The 17550-nt window shown below is 63.4% G+C and carries 14 protein-coding genes and 1 CRISPR repeat array (1 of these 15 cut by a window edge); of the genes, 1 reads left to right on the top strand and 13 read right to left on the bottom strand.

The genetic code is table 11. The annotated features are described in order from the left end of the window. A CRISPR array of direct repeats spans positions 1-63; the repeat unit is 29 nt; unit sequence CGGTTCATCCCCGCGCCTGCGGGGAACGC; it reaches 1003 nt to the left of the window's first position. A 182-nt stretch (positions 64-245) separates the two neighbouring features. The 9 genes from ACS8YF_RS03020 to ACS8YF_RS02980 all read right to left on the bottom strand — a co-directional run bounded on the left by ACS8YF_RS03020 (position 246) and on the right by ACS8YF_RS02980 (position 12091). Beyond that, the gene (locus ACS8YF_RS03020) at positions 246-1082 is read right to left on the bottom strand and encodes an EamA family transporter (RefSeq protein ID WP_440848739.1); all 837 of its coding nucleotides are present in this window, start codon (positions 1080-1082) and stop codon (positions 246-248) included. Between the two features lie 1246 nt (positions 1083-2328). Next, positions 2329-2718 (bottom strand): helix-turn-helix domain-containing protein, encoded by a 390-nt coding sequence (locus ACS8YF_RS03015; protein ID WP_440848738.1) that lies wholly within the window; start codon positions 2716-2718, stop codon positions 2329-2331. Positions 2719-3431: 713 nt separating this feature from the next. Beyond that, a complete protein-coding gene (locus ACS8YF_RS03010; RefSeq protein ID WP_440848737.1) occupies positions 3432-4286 on the bottom strand; it encodes a MurR/RpiR family transcriptional regulator in 855 nt (284 codons plus the stop codon). Positions 4287-4534: 248 nt separating this feature from the next. After that, positions 4535-5545 (bottom strand): LacI family DNA-binding transcriptional regulator, encoded by a 1011-nt coding sequence (locus tag ACS8YF_RS03005; protein ID WP_440848736.1) that lies wholly within the window; start codon positions 5543-5545, stop codon positions 4535-4537. A gap of 21 nt (positions 5546-5566) precedes the next feature. Beyond that, entirely contained in the window at positions 5567-6754 is a 1188-nt protein-coding gene (locus tag ACS8YF_RS03000; protein WP_440848735.1) for a phytanoyl-CoA dioxygenase family protein, read from the bottom strand. Positions 6755-6920: 166 nt separating this feature from the next. Further along, positions 6921-7703, bottom strand: coding sequence for an ATP-binding cassette domain-containing protein (locus ACS8YF_RS02995; protein WP_440848734.1), 783 nt, complete (start codon positions 7701-7703; stop codon positions 6921-6923). Positions 7704-7707: 4 nt separating this feature from the next. Beyond that, on the bottom strand, positions 7708-8802 hold the full coding sequence (locus ACS8YF_RS02990; RefSeq protein WP_440848733.1) for an ABC transporter permease: 1095 nt from the start codon (positions 8800-8802) through the stop codon (positions 7708-7710). A 68-nt stretch (positions 8803-8870) separates the two neighbouring features. After that, complete coding sequence (locus tag ACS8YF_RS02985) at positions 8871-9845, bottom strand: sugar ABC transporter substrate-binding protein (RefSeq protein WP_440848732.1); 975 nt, start codon at positions 9843-9845, stop codon at positions 8871-8873. 830 nt (positions 9846-10675) lie between these two features. After that, entirely contained in the window at positions 10676-12091 is a 1416-nt protein-coding gene (locus tag ACS8YF_RS02980) for a sugar porter family MFS transporter (RefSeq protein WP_440848731.1), read from the bottom strand. Between the two features lie 131 nt (positions 12092-12222). Here ACS8YF_RS02980 and ACS8YF_RS02975 point away from each other — a divergent pair, with 131 nt between their 5' ends. After that, positions 12223-12462, top strand: a complete 240-nt coding sequence (locus tag ACS8YF_RS02975) for a hypothetical protein (RefSeq protein ID WP_440848730.1) — start codon at positions 12223-12225, stop codon at positions 12460-12462. 269 nt (positions 12463-12731) lie between these two features. Here ACS8YF_RS02975 and ACS8YF_RS02970 read toward each other — a convergent pair whose 3' ends face one another. From ACS8YF_RS02970 to iolE, 4 genes are all read right to left on the bottom strand, one after another. Then, complete coding sequence (locus ACS8YF_RS02970) at positions 12732-13859, bottom strand: Gfo/Idh/MocA family protein (RefSeq protein ID WP_440848729.1); 1128 nt, start codon at positions 13857-13859, stop codon at positions 12732-12734. A 31-nt stretch (positions 13860-13890) separates the two neighbouring features. Next, positions 13891-15063, bottom strand: coding sequence for a Gfo/Idh/MocA family protein (locus ACS8YF_RS02965; RefSeq protein WP_440848728.1), 1173 nt, complete (start codon positions 15061-15063; stop codon positions 13891-13893). A gap of 178 nt (positions 15064-15241) precedes the next feature. Continuing rightward, positions 15242-16405 (bottom strand): Gfo/Idh/MocA family protein, encoded by a 1164-nt coding sequence (locus ACS8YF_RS02960; RefSeq protein WP_440848727.1) that lies wholly within the window; start codon positions 16403-16405, stop codon positions 15242-15244. A 180-nt stretch (positions 16406-16585) separates the two neighbouring features. Continuing rightward, positions 16586-17479, bottom strand: a complete 894-nt coding sequence (iolE, locus tag ACS8YF_RS02955; protein ID WP_440848824.1) for a myo-inosose-2 dehydratase — start codon at positions 17477-17479, stop codon at positions 16586-16588. Positions 17480-17550: the final 71 nt, after the last annotated feature.

The raw sequence follows: 17550 nt of genomic DNA, 5'->3' as shown, positions 1-17550 counted from the left end.
GCATGTACTTCGCGATATAGCCCGTCGCGCTGCCCGGTTCATCCCCGCGCCTGCGGGGAACGCTCTAAAAATACATCGCTGTTTTAACAGGGATTTTAAAGACAGAGAAAAAGCACCAACCTGAACGCCGGTATTTCAGTGCTGTTAAAGAGCGTCATATGTAGTCGTATTTGTCGTTCGACGACCTCCCCGAGCATAGCCTCTACGGCCAAACCTGGCTGGTAAAACGTCCGCCCTGGCAGTAATCAACCCAGCGTAATCAGGGTAATCGCGACGACGGCGGCTACGAGCCCGCAGGTCTGCGCCGCGTTCCATCGCTCGCCGAGGAAAACACGGGCGAGCAGGATGGTCACGGCCGGATAGAGCGCTGTCAGCACGGCGACGATCGACAATGGGCCGCGCCCGGTGGCAGTCAAAAGCAATAGATCGGCCGCGCCGCCGAACACGCCGGCCGTCAGCAGGAGTGCGAGAGCGGCGGTGTCGACAGGGATGGGGCGCGGCTCTTTCAGGGCGAACGGCAGAATCAACACGCCGGCCAGGGCAAGACCCGGCACGAGCGGCCAGAATCCAGCAGCCGCGCCGGCCTGATCCAGGGCGATGAACAAAACGGCGAACCCGGCGCCGCTGATCAACCCCTCGAGCACGCCCGGGCGCGCCTTGGTTTTCACCGTTGTATCGCGATGCCAGGATACGAGCCCGATGGCGGGCAACGCGAACACGAGGCCCAGGCCGGCCAGCGATGTGAGATGCTCGCCCAGGGCAATACCCGTGAGCGCGGGCACCACGGCGGCCACCACCGCCGACAACGGCGCCACGACGCTGATGCGCCCGACGACGAATCCGCGATACAGCGCCATCGTGCCCGCGGCACAGCCGATGCCGGCAACCAGCCCCCACCCTAACGCCGATGCCGTGAAACCGTGATGCGTTTCCATCGTCACGGCGACCACCGCCATCAGAAAGGCCACGATCTGGACGAACAACGCGACGACGCCCGCGCCCAGCCGCCGCCCGCCCACACCGGCGGCGAAATCGCTTGCGCCGTAGGCCACTGCCGCCAGCAATCCCAGAATAACGGTCATGTTGACGAATGGACTGAAAACCAGGGGCGAAGACAGTATCAGAAAGGGCGTGGCCATAGCCGGCCATGCTCAACGCCATGGATGAAACGTCCCTCCCTCGCTCCGACCCCGAGCTCCCAGCTGATCCAGGCCGGATGGGCCCGGCGATAAGGCGGGAGCGGCTTATCGTCCGGCCCCGAGTTGCCCGGCATGCAGCGACGGGACCAACTTGGCGCTCAGCCTATCTCCCGCAGATGCGGCTGTGATCGCAAAATAACCACATCTTGGCCGCAGTACATAAATCAGCGCCCGATTCAACCGAACCGACCACACAGGGCAGCTCTCGATCCGGCTGCCGCGTCCTGGCGCCGGCTAGCGCGCGGGATTTCCTCCCCGACGGCCTTCAAGGCAGGAAACATACGACTGGCCAGCATCAGCTGCATTCGTCCGTAGCAACAAACGAGGTCTTGGCGGTCGGGGGCCGCACCCTGCGAATGCAGGGCCAGCATGTGCTCCAGCGCGCAGTACAGGTTATGTATCACGTGCGGGGCACACTCCGCCGCGTCGACCTGCCGCTCCAGCTCCGAGATAGCGCTATGCTGTCCACCGCAGGCGTGCGACCGGTTTCGAACGGCTGCACGTAAGGGCTTCTCCGGCTCGTTTTTTCGGGGTCCTTGCATATCACGGCCAGCCAGGTTGTCGCGTTGTTTGTTAGCGCGCCGAGCGACGCTCACCGCCTGCTACGCAGCCAAGCGACGATCGCCACGCCAGCAGTTTAAGCATTTTATTACTTATTAAATTTTATATTCAAGTTTTATGTTACTCATCTTGAGCTCGACCATGCAATAGCCGAGACGAACCCGGACTTTAGACGCTATCAGGCCCGGGCCTGCCCGCCCGGTTGCGCCCGAGACAAGAAAGCAAAAAGCCGCCAGGCTTTCCCATGAGCGGCTATGCAAAGCCATTTCTCACGGAACGAGGCGCGCAATCAGCCGCCACACCTCAGCCATCGCCACAGCACATTGCGAAGGCAAAGAGCGCCGACATCGTCAGGGCCGTTCGAAACCGCTGGCGCGCGCACGAGGCAAGGCACGAAAGGCAAACACGCCGAGCACTTACCCGCCCCGGGCGGTCACCAGTCCTTCGTGTTGTGTAACACGGGCACAGCCCCTGATACGGACTGCATCGCAACCATCCGTACTAACGAGACTTTTTGGCGCGGATTTTGACCTACGCCAAGGGCACCATGGATTGCGATGCAAGTGGCCTAGGTTGCCCCCGACCCGCCCTGCTCGCCATCGGGCCCGGCATGCCGGCCATAATAGGCTTCGCGCTCAGCGACACGGTCGATGTAATGCCGTCCCTGGTCGGAGGCCTTGGTGTAACACAGGAGCAGGTGCTCGACTGACGGCAAATCGACCAGCTGCTCGGGCAGGCGCGGCAGCATCAGATGCCAAATATTCAGGTCGAAGGCGGCGGCCAGCTTGTCCACGGTTGCCAGAGTGGGCTGTTTTTCCTGATTCAGGATATTGCTGATGCTTTTCTGGCTGACACCGCTTTTTTGCGACAAGCGCCCCTGCGACCAGCCCTTGAGGCCCATCAAATGTCGCAGATTACGCGCAAGAACCCCCCGCGGGTCGGGACGGGCGTCACCCATGCAGAGCACCTTGGTTGTCGATCACTTACCCCGCCGTTCATGCTATGCCCCCGGCCCAGTACTAGGGTGTCGCCCGTTTCAGTATTAATGTACTCGCCGATCATTGAAACATTCCTCGCGCGCTGCTGCTTTACCCCAGCATTGCTCTCGTGGCCCAAGCGTTATAAGCCGTGGCTGACGCCATGGCGCGGCCCATGACGATGCATGACGCGCAGCCACGCCCCACACGGACAACACGATTGTCGCGGCTTTGCTATTGGTCGACGCATCGAAGCGCCCGAGTGCCCCGATAGCCCAACGACTATCGGGCCCTTCAGCCGCTTCATACGGCATCGCGTGGTGTGCGCAATGGACCGCGTCTGCGGCGGCCAACCCGCAACGGCTTGCAACGACAGGATGGTCAGAGTGCCTGCTCAGACTAGGGTCTGTTGCCGTTTCGCGCGCGTCCGCGCCAAACGCTGTTTTGCGGCAAGACGAGGCGTAGCGAAGGTCGCGTAGTCGTTCTACGCGAGAGAGCACCAACGCTGGATTGCCGTCGTGTCGTTAATCTTTGGGCGCTTGTCCCTTCGGGTTGGGCGGCAAATCCGCCGATACGGCGTTGCGCGTCTTGATCGTGGCTCGCCACGACCGGCGACGCGCGCCTTGTCTCGACGGATTTGCGGTCTCCAACGCGGCACGTGTACGAAACGGCAACAGGCCCTGGCAACACCGTGTCACGACCGGCGCTCGTCCGGCTGCCCATCCAGAGCGAGCCCCACCGCGACGGTCAACGCCTGAGCCAGGCACATGGATGCCGTGAGCGAGCGGAAGTTGTGCATCTCCGCATCGTGGACTTCGAGGCAGACCGTGGCGTGTGCGGCCACCGGACTGAGCGGGCTGTCGGTGAGCACGACGACCGGCGTGCCCTGCTCGGTGGCGTGCCGAATGGTTTCGGCGGTTTCCTCGGCATAAGGATGAAACGAGACGGCGAACAATACATCACCGGGCCGTACGCGCGCGGTCTGCTGCGCGAGCATGCCGCCGAGCCCGTCCAGCAGGCAGGCATTGGCCTGAATCCGGCTTAGCGCATAGGCCATGTAGGTCACCACCGGGAACGACCGGCGCTGCCCGCAGAGGTGGATGCACTCGGCGCGGGCCATAATCCGCGCCGCCGTCGCCAGGCCCTCGGCATCGATCTCGTCGGCGAGATGATCGAGTGCCATGCGATTGGCCTGGCAGAACTGACGCAACACGCCGTGGGGCGTGAGCGCCTGGGTATCGTTTTCCTCTTCCCGGCGCAGCCGGCGCAGACGCTCGCTATAGCTGGAGGCGGTTTCGGCCAACCGGGTCTGGTACACCCGTTGCAGCTCGGAGAACCCGGAATAGCCGAACGCCTTGGCGAAACGGATGATCGCCGAGGGCTGCACACCGGCCCGGTCGGCGATGACCGCCGTGGTTTCCAGCGCCATGTCGTTGGGATGGTCGACAGCGAACTGAGCGATCTGCTGCAGTCGCTTACTCAGGTTCTTGTATTCGGCCAATATCCGGCGCTGTAGCTCGGACGGCGTTTCCGGTGCCTGTTCGGTCATGACTGGGTCGGGATCCTCGGATTGTGTATCGACGCGCGCTCGGCGCGTGCCCGCTGCATATACGCATTTTCTGGAATAAATGCATCACAAATCAAATGATCGGTTCAGCCGAAACACACTTGATGTCCGGCGGAGGTGCCATATCCGCAATTTCTCAAACATTTTTCGCGCCGATAATCTGTTGCGCTTCTGGCATTTTTATATCAATACCGATAGCCGCGTATCCTGGATTTCGCACCAAGGTGGCATCACATGTTCCACGGCGTGACGATGACCGCGCGGCTGGCCTCGCTTTCGGCAGCCCGGCCATGCCGACGGAAACACAGCAAGTGTCGGATCGCCCGCGCGGCATCGGCCCGCAGGTCGTGATCAACCAAGGCGTCGATGCGCCCGGCGCGCAGCAGGCCGCGGTTTTCGTCGTCGAGATCATGACCCACGAAGACCACATCGCGATCGCCCGCTTCATCCAACGCGCGCAGCAACCCGCGGTTGCCACCGCCCATGCTATAGATGCCGGCGATGGGCCCACGCGCCGAACGCGTGGCGCGGGCGAGTTCGTAGGTTGCCTGATCGAGGCCATGGCCGCCGTCGATGGCAACCACGTCGGCGCACGGGCAGCGCGCGGCCATGAAATCGGCGAAGCCGCGCCAGCGATCGTGCTCGCCGTGAAAACCGCGGCTGCCGAGGTTGGCCAGCACCACGCCGCCGCGTTGGCCAAGAACACGCGATAACAGGAAAGCCGCAGTTCGCCCGGCCGCGGCGTTGTCGATTCCGACATACGCAAGACGGCCGTTGGCGCCGATATCGGTGGCAAAGGTGACGACCGGAACGCCGCGTGCCACCAGCGACTCGACCGCCGCGATGACCGCCGGGTGCTCGGGGGCCTTGAGTATCACGCCATGCGTGGCCTTGGGTTCGAATACGCCCAGATCTGCCGCAATGCGCTCCGGGCTCATGCGTTCGTCGGCATGGAAACGCGGCGCGATACGCAGCGGTGCCATCGCGGCAGCGGCCGCCACGAATGCGCGGCGCACCGCCTGGCTGAAGCGTTCCGGGCTGTTGAGCAACACATCGAATGTCAGCCCGTGGCCGGCGGGAATGCCGGCTTCGACCTGCTCTTCGAGTTCCCGGATCGCCGCGTCCACTCGGCGCCGGGTCTGCTCGTGGACGTGCGCGCGGCCATGGCGCACCCGATCCACCGTGGCCGCGCTCACCCCGGCCTGGGCTGCAATCTGCTTGACGGTGAACCGGTGCGTCACGCGTTCTCGCCCGGCGGCCCGTCAGTCGACCCGGCGACGGTCGAGCTGCGCGTCGAGTTGCGACTCGAACGTATCCGCATCGAGCTGTTCGCCGACCGCGCGGATCAATAGTTCGCATTGCGTCTCCGGCGCCATGCCGGCCGTCGGCTGGTCGCGGTCCAGATTGGTGGGGAAACCATAGCCCTCGGCCGTAGCCTTGGCCGTGCGCACGACCGTATCGCGCTCGCCCTGGCGTGCGCGCCGGCACAGCTCGGCATAGATCGCCCGGCACATCCGCGCCCGGTCCAGGCGGCCCATCGCCCGCCCGAAGGCCGAGGAAATCTGGAGCAGGTTCGCCATGCGGCGGATATCGGCCGAGCGATTGCTGCCGGCGGCATGAAACAACGCGGGGTTGAAGAAAACCGCATCGCCCGCCACCAGCGGCAACTGTACGTGACGCTCGGTGAAGTAGCGCTGGAATTCGGGCCTGGCGGTGGCAAGAAAACCCAACTCATAGCGCTGGGAATACGGAAGATACAGCGTCGGCCCGCTCTCCACGGGCATGTCGCAATGCGCGACCGCGCCCTGCAGCGTCAGCTGCGAGGCAAAGCGATGGACATGCGCCGGAAAACGCTCGGCCTGTTCGGTCGACATGAAGCCAAGATGATAATCGCGGTGCGCGCTCTGGGCAGCGCCGCCCGGATTCACCACGTTCAGGTCGGAGGTGACCTGATACATCGGGCCCAGCCAGGCTTCGCTGACCAGCTCGATCACCGGGTTGGCGTAGTAATCGATGTAAGCCCCCGGATCGCGTTCGGCCAGCTTCTGCTGGACGCGCCAGACGCGGTCGTTGGCGCCGGGCGTGGCGAAATGATCGCCGGCGGCCGTGCCCGCGGCGTGTTGCGCATCGATCATCTCCTGAAAGCGCGCAGTCGCACGGTCGAGCGTAGCCCGGCCGAACGCGCCGCTGAATACGACGATGCCCGGGCCCTCGAGCATGGCTTCGGCCAGTTCGGCCTGAAGGTCGGCGCGGGCCGCCGCCGACAGCTCCGCCACGTGGCGACCGTCGTAGATGGGTACGTTGCGTTCGATGCGCGCGGCGAGCGGATAATCCTCGGCGCGGGTCGTCCGGTCGAGGCTGGCGACGAAATCGTCGAGCCGGCAATCATCGGCATGCAGCCAGACCCGGTCGGCGGGCGTCGTGTGTTGTGTCTTGTCGTGGGCCAGCATGGCTCTCCTCCGGTTTCGCGTGGGGTTATTGCGGTTCCATTATTTGAACCGACCCGGCCCGCCCACAACGCGAAATCACCTCAAAAACACCTCAAGAAGCGGCCCCGACGAATAGGCGCTTCCCACCACGAAAAAGGGCGCCGAATTGGCGCCCTCGTAAGCGGCTTCAGCGCTTCATCTCATGCTCAAGGGCATCGAGTCCGGCGCCGCCGGCCATCTGGAAAATCAGATCTTCCAACGATAGATCCTCGCGCGGCGCGTCCAGATCCATCTCGCCGCGGCTGAGTACGGTGAAGTGGTCGCCCACCAGATACGCATGGTGCGGGTTATGGGTGATGAAGATCACGCCCACCCCGTGCTCGCGCGCCGCCGAGGCGATGTACTTGAGCACAAGCCCGGACTGATGCACGCCGAGCGCGGCCGTCGGTTCGTCGAGAATGAGCACGCGGGCGCCGAAGTGAATGGCCCGGGCGATCGCGACCACCTGTTTCTGGCCGCCGGACAGCGTCCCGACGTGCTGTTCCAGATCCTCCAGCTCGATGCCCATCTTGCGCAGGGCGTCGTCGGTCTCGCGCCACATATTGTCGCGGTCGAGGCGCTTGAACGGCCAGGCGCCACGGGTCATTTCCGAGCCGAGGAAGAAATTACGCCAGACCGGCATCAGCGGCACCAGCGCCAGGTTCTGATACACCGCGGCAATGCCGAGATCGAGTGCCTCACGCGGCGAGCCGAATTTCACCGGCTTGCCATCGACCCGGTACTCGCCCGTCGAATGATGGGTGAGCCCGGCAATCACGCTGATCAGGGTGGATTTGCCGGCCCCGTTGTCGCCGAGGATGCAGGTCACTTCGCCCTGCTTCACCTTGAGGCTGACGTTGGACAGCGCATGCACGTTGCCGTAGTTCTTGCCGACGCCGTCGAGTTCGATGATGGCAGTTTCGTCAGTCATTGCATTACCCCTGCGAGGCGCGAACGCGGATCCACGTATTGACCACGGTGGCCATCAACAGCATCGCGCCCACGAAAAACATGAACCAGTCGGAATCCCAGCCGGCATAGATCACACCTTCCGTGGTCATGCCGAAGATGAAGGCACCGAGCGCGGAACCCACCGCCGAGCCGTAGCCGCCGGTCAGCAGACAGCCGCCGACCACCGAGGCCGCGATATAGAGCAGCTCGTTGCCGACACCGGCACCGGACTGGACGGTGTTGTAGGCGAACAGCATGTGCATCGCCAGGAACCACACGCAGAACCCCACGCCCATGAACAGGGCGATCTTCATGCCGCGAACCGGCACACCAACCGCGCGCGCGGCGTCGGGATCGCCGCCGACGGCAAAGATCCAGTTACCCACGCGGGTGCGCAGCAACAGCCAGGTGGCGATCAGCACCAGCACGATCCAGTAGATGATCGCCACGCTGATGTCGAAATCGCCGATGACGATATCCGAGGCAAACACTGCATGGGCCGAGGCAAAGCCCGGCATCGAGCTGATGTCGCCGGTGGCCACGCCGCCGGTAATGAGCTTGGTCAGGGCGATATTCAGGCCCTGTAGCATCAGAAACGTCGATAGCGTGACCAGAAAACTGTGGAGCTTGGTCTTGATCAGCAGCCAGCCGTTGAGCGCGCCGAGTGCCAGCGAGAACGCGAGAGCAAACGCCACGCCCAGCCAGATGTTGCCGCCGATCTGGGTGGCGAACATCGAGGCCGCCAGCGAGGAACTGATGACCGCCACACCGGCGGTCAGGTCGAACTCGCCGCCGATCATCAGCAGCGATACGCCCACCGCGGGAATGCCGAGAATCGCGGCCTGGTAGAGCACGGTCGAGAACGCCGGCATGGTGCGGAACGGCGGTGCGACGATACAGAACAGAACGAATACGAGAATCGCCCCGCCGAGCGCGCCCGCTTCCGGCCGCTTGAGGATTTTCTTCCACAGCGGATCGCGGGAAATACGTTGCTTGGGTTGCTTCTGAGCCGCGCCGGTCGCTTTGTTGTCGAGCGTCGGCGCGCCGCGCAGTGCGTCGTCGTCCATGGTGGCTGCCATTGGTTTTTCCTCCGGGGTGCCCCGGCGGCACAAGCCGCCGGGGCGTCACGAGCGGTCGAATCGGTGGCTTAGCGCGTACCGCGTTCGACGTACTTGATGACCTTGTCGATATTCTGCGGCGTTACGAAGGCCGGCCCGGTCAACACGGCGTTGCCGCCGCCCAGGGTGTCGCCGTTGGTCAGGTTCAGATACAGCAAGTCGACGGCTTCGTAGCCCTGCAGCCATGGCTGCTGGTCCACCGCCCAGGCGACCTTGCCTTCCTTGACGAGCTTGGCGGTCCGCGGATTGAGGTCGAAAGTCACGACCTTGGCCTTGCTGTGCGCCATCTTGGCCGCATCCACGGCCACCGGCGCGAATGGCGCCCCGAGGGTGACGATGGTGTCGATCTGCGGGTCCTGCATCAGCTTGGCCATGATGCGCGAACGGGCCTTCGACATGTCGTAGCCCTCGAGATAGAGCGTTTCCGACTTGCCCTTGAAGGTATCGGCCACGCCGGCACAGCGAGCGGCCAGCTGGACCGCGCCCTGCTGCTGGTTCACACACAACTCTTTCTTGGCGCCCTCTTTATTCAGGCGTTTGCCGATGGCCTGGCCGGCGAGCGTTTCGTCCTGGCCGACGTACATCGGAATGCCCATCGACTTCCAGGTAGAAAAGCCCGAGTTCACGCCGACCACCGGAATGCCGTCATCCAGCGCTTTCTTGACCAGCGGCTTCATGGCATCCGGAAACGCGAGCGTCAGTGCGATGCCGTCCACATGCTGGGTAATCACGTTCTCGAGCTTGGCGGCCTGTTTGTCGGGCGAGTCGCCGTGCAGATAGATGAGATCGACGTTGTCTTTCTTGGCAGCGGCGTTCGCGCCCTTGCGGACGAGGTCCCAGAACGTATCGCCCGCCTGCGCATGCGTGATCAGCGCGATCTTCAGTTGCCTGGAATTCTGGTCGGCCGCCGACGCGATGCCGGCCGTACATACGGCAGCCACGCCCACGGCCAGTGCCGCTGCGGCCAGACGTACGTGCCGACGCCTTGTGGTGAACAGTCGCATATCGCTCTCCTCCTTCGTGCTTTTTACTTCGGCGAGCCCGACTTGATACCGGGCCGGTTTTTTGATCGATAACGGGCGCGAGCGTGAGGCCCTCCGCGACCGTGGTTATGACAATGATGGAATGCTTATATCGCCGCAAGCATTTTTGAAATTTTTGCGCTAATCCATTGGTCGAATGGCACCCCGTCGGCGCCTCATCGCTCCCGTGCCATGGCTGCAAAGTAAAACGGATCAAATAGATAACCGCACCGCCGCCGTCTTGGCGCCGGCCGGCGACCGGGCACGCCGATCGATACGGCCGGGCCGCACATGAGCGAGGCCACTGGATTCGGGGCCGTGAGCGCAGCGGTTGGCGCCGATGATGGCGAGTGCGATATCGCCACCAGAGCGACCGGCTTCGATCGGTATCGGCGCCGGGCGGAAAACGCGCATTCGGCATGGTCCGGCGGGCCCAGTACATTGCGGCCGGCAACACAACGCACGCTGGGTTTCGATGGCCAGGGTCTGTTGAGGTTTCGTGCGGGTCCGCGCCAAGCGCTGTTTTGCGGCAAGACGAGGCGTAGCGAACGTGGCGTAGTGGACCTACGCGAGAGAGCTATAACGCTGGATTGCCGCAAAACAGCGCTTGTCCCTTCGGGTTGGGCCGCAAATCCCGCCCGGCGGCGTTGCGAGTCTGGGTCGTGGCGCGCCACGACGCGGCGACTCGCGCCTTGCCGGACACGATTTGCGGACGCCAACGCGGCGCTCGCACGAAACCTCAACAGACCCTGGGGCGCCGCTCGTATTCCACACCCGGGCCGGCTCGTTGCCGTTGTTTCATTGCCAGCTGATCAGGCGAAGCGCTCGCGGATCTGGCTTTCAAACGCCTCGAGCGATTTGCCGCGGGTTTCCGGCACCACGGCGAGCGTGAAGATCAAGCCCAATACCGAAATCGCGGCGAACATGAAGAAGGTCGGCCCGACCCCGAATGCCGCCACGACCGGCGGGAAACCGAACGCCACGATCGCATTGGCCACCCAGAGTACGAACACACAGATGCCCATGGCGAAACTGCGGATCTTGAGCGGAAATATCTCCGAGAGCATCAGCCAGACCAGCGGCCCAAGCGTGCCCTGCATCGAGAACACGAAGGCCACCACAAAGATCAGCACCAGATACGGTTTGATCGCGATATCGGGCATGAACAGGGCCGACAGACCAACCAGGATATGGAACACGGCGATCAGAAAGAAACCGCCCATCAGCATCTTGCGCCGGTCGATCTTGTTGATCAGCAGAATGCCGACCGTGATGCCCAAGACACTGAATAGCCCGTTGAGCGTGTTCGCGATCACCGCGCCGTTGTTCGAAAACCCGGAGTTTTCCAGCAGCTGGGTGCCGTAATACATGATCGCGTTGATGCCGGTGAACTGCTGGAAGATGCCCAGCACCGCACCGATGACGATCAGCCGCCGCACCCACGGGACGGTCAGATCCGACCACTGGCCGCAGCGGCTTTCCTGCTTCTCTTCGACGAGGGCATCGACGTCGGCGATCTCGGCGCGAGCCCGCTCGGGCGAACGGATTTGCTTGAGCACCGCCAGCGCGTCATCCCGCCGATTCTGCTCGGTCAGCCAGCGCGGGCTTTCCGGCACGCGCAGCATGCCGATGAGCAGCGCAAACGCCGGCAGCACGCCGATCACCAGCATGTAGCGCCAGATGCCGGGATAGTCGCCCCAGATATTCATGATCACGGCGTTGATGATGAACGCGGCGAACTGCCCCGAAACGATCATGATCTCGTTGCGCGTGACCAGGCTGCCACGCCGTTCGGTCGGCGCCACTTCGGCCAGATAGACCGGCACTGTCGTCGAGGCCCCGCCAACCGCCAGTCCGAGGATGAAGCGGAACGCCGACAGCACCTGCCAGTTGGGCGAAATCGCCTCGCCGAGCGTGCCGGCGATGAAAATCCCGGACAGCATGAGAATCGTGTATCGACGACCGGAGACATCGGAAATCCGGCCACAGACCGCCGCACCCAGCGCCGCCCCGAAAATCAGAATACTCACGACGAATCCCTGGCTCATAGGCGTGAGGCCCAGGTCTATTTTCATCGGGTTCACCGCGCCGTTGATGACCCCGGTGTCGTAGCCGAACAATAGACCACCGAAGGTGGCGATGAACGCGATCATGCCCAGCTTGCGGGTATGGGAGCCGACCTGGCTCGCGGCTGCGGTCCCGTAGGCTGAGGACACTCCATTACTCACGTCAAACTCCTCCTGGACGATGATTCCGTCTGATCCGGGGTCGGCGTATGGTTCGATAAAGGGTGTTTCTGCGTCCGCCGCGAGATCCGAGATAGCGCGCGTGTCGAACCGGGTGACACGGGTAGCCGACCATGGCTCGCACGCCGTTTTACCCAACGGGAACCTACGTGCCGGGCGCAACCCGGGTCAAATTATTTATTTCGATATTTTGTATTATGGAATTTATTTTCCAAATCTGTTTGGATTGCGCACCGCTGCTTTTCCTGTTCAGAAGCATCGCCATGCATGACCGCCAGACCCAGACCATGTCCGAGGAACGTAGGCGCAGGATTTGGCTGGGCTTCGATCCGTCGGATTACGCCGCCGGCTAATCCGACCTGCGCGGACCGTCAACGGCACGGTGATCGAACCACCGTGTAGGTCGGGTTAGGCCGAAGGCCGACAACCAGGCCCCGCCCGTTCCGTGGTGTTGCCAAGCCAAGCGCCTCAACCGACCGATCTGAAGCGCTGGCATATAGGGATCGCGAGCTTCGAAACCGCGCCGAACCGGACAAAAAAATCGATGGATTTAAAGCAGCAGCGCGCGTGACCCGCTCTGAAAACGACGAGCGACCAGCCACGCCAACCGCGTCCAAAGGATTCAATCCACCGTGGCCCAGCGTCCCGACTCGACGGACGCCAGCCCCGCATCGATCACGCGATGCACTTGCACCGCATCGGCAAAGCACGGCCAGAGCGCCGCACGCTGGCCGCTGATGGCCGCAATCAAATCGCGTACTTCCACCGTCACCGTGTCGTTGTAGCCCGTACCGTGACCCGGTGCCGGGCAGAAATCACCATAGTCGGGATGAGCCGGGCCCATTGGGACACGCCGAAAGCCCTGAGTTCGTGCGTCGTCGTGCCGCGAGTAGAACTGGATCTCGCTCAGGCGTTCCTGATCGAACACGAGGGTGCCTTGCGTGCCGGTGACCTCGTAGGACAGCCCCATCTTGTGACCGGTGCCGACCCGCGAGACATACAGCGACCCCGAAACGCCGTTTTCGAACCGCACCAGCAATTCCGCCTGGTCGTCGTTTTCCACCGCGACGTGTTGGCCTGTCTCGGGGTCCGGGCGCTGGGCGTGCACGATGCGCGTGTCGGCCATGACCTCGCGGATCGGCCCGAGCAGCCAATGCGCCATCCCGATGCAATGCGAGCCGAGATCGCCCAGTGCCCCGGCCGCGCCGGCTTCGGCTCGCCGCATGCGCCAATCGATCGGCCGATCCGGATCGGCCAGAAAATCCTCGACGTGCACACAGCGAAACGACACGATCTCGCCGAGCGCGCCTTCGGCAATGAGCTGGCGGGCAAACTGCGAGGCCGGCGTCTTGGGGTAATTGAGCCCGACCATGCACACCACCCCGGCCCGCTCGGCCGCGGCCTGCATTTCCACGGCTTCGCCGGTATTCGCGCCCAGCGGTTTTTCGCAAAGCACATGCTTGCCGTGGGCGATCGCTTCCAGAACCATTTCCCGATACGGCAACGGCGCGCAGACGGTGACCACGTCAATGTCCGGATCACGCACGAGCTGGCGCCAGTCACCGGTATGACGGGCGAAGCCCAGCCGGTTCGCGGCCCGCTCGGCCGAGGCATCCGAGCGGGTTGCGATCATGTCGGCCACCGGGCGGGTATTGAGCCCGAATACGGCGCCCACCGAATGGATGGCCAACGCGTGCGCCTTGCCCATAAAACCGGCGCCGATGACGCCGAAACGTAGTGAATTCGCCATATGCAGTGTCCCCGCGTGGGTCGGGCTGGCCTCAAAGCCCGAGGCGCGCGACGTCGATCCAGCGTCCGCCCTCGTCGGAGGATCGGCAGGCCAGATCGATGAATTGGAGGCCGAGCACACCGTCGGCGGTGCCGGGAAAATCCGCCGGTCGATCCGCCATCGGCTGGCCGTCTCTCGCGGCCGCAATCGCCTCCGCTGCCGCCGAATACAAATTGGCGAAGGAGGCGAGGAACGCCTCCGGGTGGCCGAGGCCGATACGGGTGAACCGCTCGGCGTCGTCCGATAGCACCGAGCCGCCCTGGGCCAGTATTTCGTGCCGCCCGCCCGGGTAGGAGACGCGCAGATGATGCGGGTCTTCGTGACACCACTCGAGCGACGCTTTGGAGCCGATCACCCGGATACGCAATCCGTGTTCGGCGCCGGTCGCAACCATCGTCACCCAGAAGCTGCCGCGCGCCCCGCCGGTGAAACGCAACATGACCTGGGCGTGATCGTAGACCCGCCGGCCGGGTACGACGGTCGACAGATCCGCCGCCAGGGCCTCGATTTCGAGCCCGGAAACGAATCGGGCGAGGTGATGAATATGCGTGCCCAGATCCGATAGCACGCTGGCTCGTCCGACCTGGTCGGGATCGGTCCGCCAGGCCACCTGTTTGTTCTGGGCATCTTGCTCGGCGTCGCCGGCGCCCCAGTTCGCGGCAAACTCGCCCTGGATGCTGCGAATCGTGCCGAGATCGCCGTTGGCAACCATTCGCGCGGCATGCCGGATCATACTGTGACTGGCGTAGTTGTGGGTCAGCGCAAACACCAATCCTTCGGACTGCGCCAGCCGGTGCAGCGCCAGCCCGGTGTCGAAATCGTCGGTCAGCGGCTTGTCGCAGATGACATGAATGCCGTGCTCCAGGAAAACCCTGGCCGCCGGGTAATGGTTGGCGTTCGGGGTGACGATGGCCACGGCCTCGATGCCGTCCTCGCGGGCGGCCTCGGCTCGGGCCATGACCTCGAAGTCCGCATAGACCCGATCGCGGGCGATGCTCAGTTCGCGCCCCGTGATCGCGGATTTGTCCGGATCGCGCGAGAACGCACCCGCGACGAGTTCATAGCGCCCGTCCATGCGCAGCCCGATACGATGCGCCTCGGCGATATTCGCCCCGGGCCCGCCGCCAACCATGCCGATGCGAATCGGCCGTTCGAATGATTTCATGGTTATTTCTCCTCACGCGGCTTCGTTCTTTTATTTATCCGCAGATTGCGCAGATGACGCAGATTTCAAAGACAAATGATCGTTGGTTTTAAACCGTTCCCGGGTGCCGTACAGCGACTAGCTATCCGCGTTCTCTTCTTCATCTGTGCAATCTGCGTAATCTGCGGATCAATGCTTTTCAAACGTCGACCCAGGACTCCGACCGGCAGGATTCGTCGATGGCTTCGAGAATCCGCTGGTTGCGGGCTCCAAAGTTGAAGTTCGGGTAACAGTCGTCGGGGCCGGCGATGCCGGTGACGAGATCGCAGACGTCGATGACCTTGGCGTCGTAGAAGCCGAGCGAGCCGCCGCCGAAATCGAAGGGAAAGAAGCCGGCGTACTGGGGCACCTGGGAGCCGGCGAGCAGGGTCTTGAAGCCGCGGTCACGCTTGTCGTCGCGCATGCGAAAGACCTGCAGCTCGTTGAAGCGCTCGCCGTCCATGATGATCGTGCCCTCGGTGCCGGAGATCTGCCATTCCACGCCCATGATCTTGCCGGCAGCGATGCGCGAGGATTCGACCACCCCGGCCGCGCCGGAAGTGAACTTCACCAGGCACTGGGTCTGGTCGTCGTTTTCCACATCCCGCCACTCGGCGTCGGCGCTCGCTTTTGACGAATAGCCAGCCCCCGGGGCGGCCACGGGGCGCTTGTCGAACACGATCTGCGACTGGCCGCAGACCCGGTCGAAATCGCCCATCAGATACTGGGCCACGCCGATCACGTGGGCGCCGAGGTCGCCGAGCGAGCCCGTGCCCGCCGCCGCGCGCGAACAGCGCCAGGACCACGGCAGCTCCGGATCGTTGAAGAAACCCTGGTCGAAAGTGCCGCGGAAACGCGTCAGCCTGCCGATTTCGCCACGGTCGATGATCTGCTTGGCGAGCATCGCCGCCGGCGTCTTGATGTTGTTGAACGAGATCATGGTTTTCACGCCGGCTTTTTCGGCCGCATCGCGCATCTCGTTGGCCTCGGCCGTCGACATCGCCATCGGTTTTTCGCAGTAGACATGCTTGCCGGCGGCAATCGCTGCCAGCGCCATTTCGTGATGGAACTGGTTCGGCGACGTGATATCGACCACATGCACATTCGGGTCCGCGATCATGGCGCGCCAGTCGTCATAGGCCTTGTCGAAGTTGAAGCGTGTCTTCGCGGCTTCGGCCAGCTCGCGGCTGACATCCGCCACCGCATACAGATGCGGTCGCAGCGCCAGATCGGTATACAGCGCCGCACAGCGCCAGAAGGCTTCAGCGTGAGCACGACCCATGAAACCGGTGCCGATGATGCCGATGTTGAGTTGTTCTGCCATGTCCTTGGTCTCCTCGAAAACTTTTATCCGCAGATCGACGCAGATGCACACAGATCGGAAGACAGATGACCTTCAGTACATCAGGGCTCGCATACGCATTTCTATGCTTGGTGCCACCTGCCGCTGTCTTTCTTTCATCTGCGTCAATCTGCGTCGATCTGCGGACAACCTCTTGATGAACTAGCCGCCGAAGAACGAACGCACGGTACGCATCGCTTTGTCGGCATATTCGACCGACGGCGCCTGGGTCGGGTCTTGCTCGGCTTCGACCACCAGCCACCCGTTGTAGGCATCGCTTTTGGCGAAATCGATGACGGGTGTGAAGTCGATACAGCCGTCGCCCGGCACCGTGAACATGCCGGCGCGTACGCCCGTATTGAATGAGTCGTCGCACTCGCGAATGGCAGCGAACACATCACGGCGGATGTCTTTTAGATGGATGTGGTTGATGCGATGGCCGTGGTTCGCGAGCACGCGGGCGAGGTCCGCGCCGCCGGCCGCGATATGCCCGGTATCGAACAGCAGGCCGACCGCATCGCCGGTTTCGGCCATGAGCCGATCGATCTCGGCCTCGGTCTCGGCGACCATCATCAGATGGGCGTGGTAGGCGAGCTGGAGGCCGTAGTCGCGTTGGAGTGCTTCACCGAACTTGGTCAGCCGCTGACCATAGGCCGCCCAGTCGGCAGCCGAGATCACGGGCGTCGCCGACAGCGGTTCGTTGAGCGGATCGTCGCCCGGCATCAGCCCGGTTTCGCCGTAGACCATGACCTCGGCGCCGTTATGGGCCAGCAATGCGGCATGGTTCGCCACCTGGGCCAGCTCATCCGCGACGCCGATCTCGGCCAGGCGGCCGGAGTACCAGCCGGAGACCAGATCGACGTTGCCGTCGGCCAGCAGACCGGCGACGGCGTGCTGATCGGCTGGAAATTTGCGCCCCATTTCGACGCCTTCATAACCGGCCGCGACCGCCTCGGCGATGAAGGTTTCGACCGGGGTGTCATCGCCGAATTCGGTGATCACGTCGTTGGTCCAGCCAAGCGGATTGATGCCGAGGCGCAGGCCATAGGGTGCCAGCCGTTCCCGGGTCGCTTGCTGGCTGGGCTGCCAGTCGCGCGCAAGGGTCTGGCGCACGTTCGAAGCCGTCG

The sequence above is a fragment of the Salinisphaera sp. SWV1 genome, from assembly GCF_052044155.1.
In the GTDB taxonomy this organism is placed as follows: Bacteria; Pseudomonadota; Gammaproteobacteria; order Nevskiales; family Salinisphaeraceae; genus Salinisphaera.
Note: the sequence above shows the minus strand (reverse complement) of the source record. Positions and strands in the feature narration are given on the sequence as shown.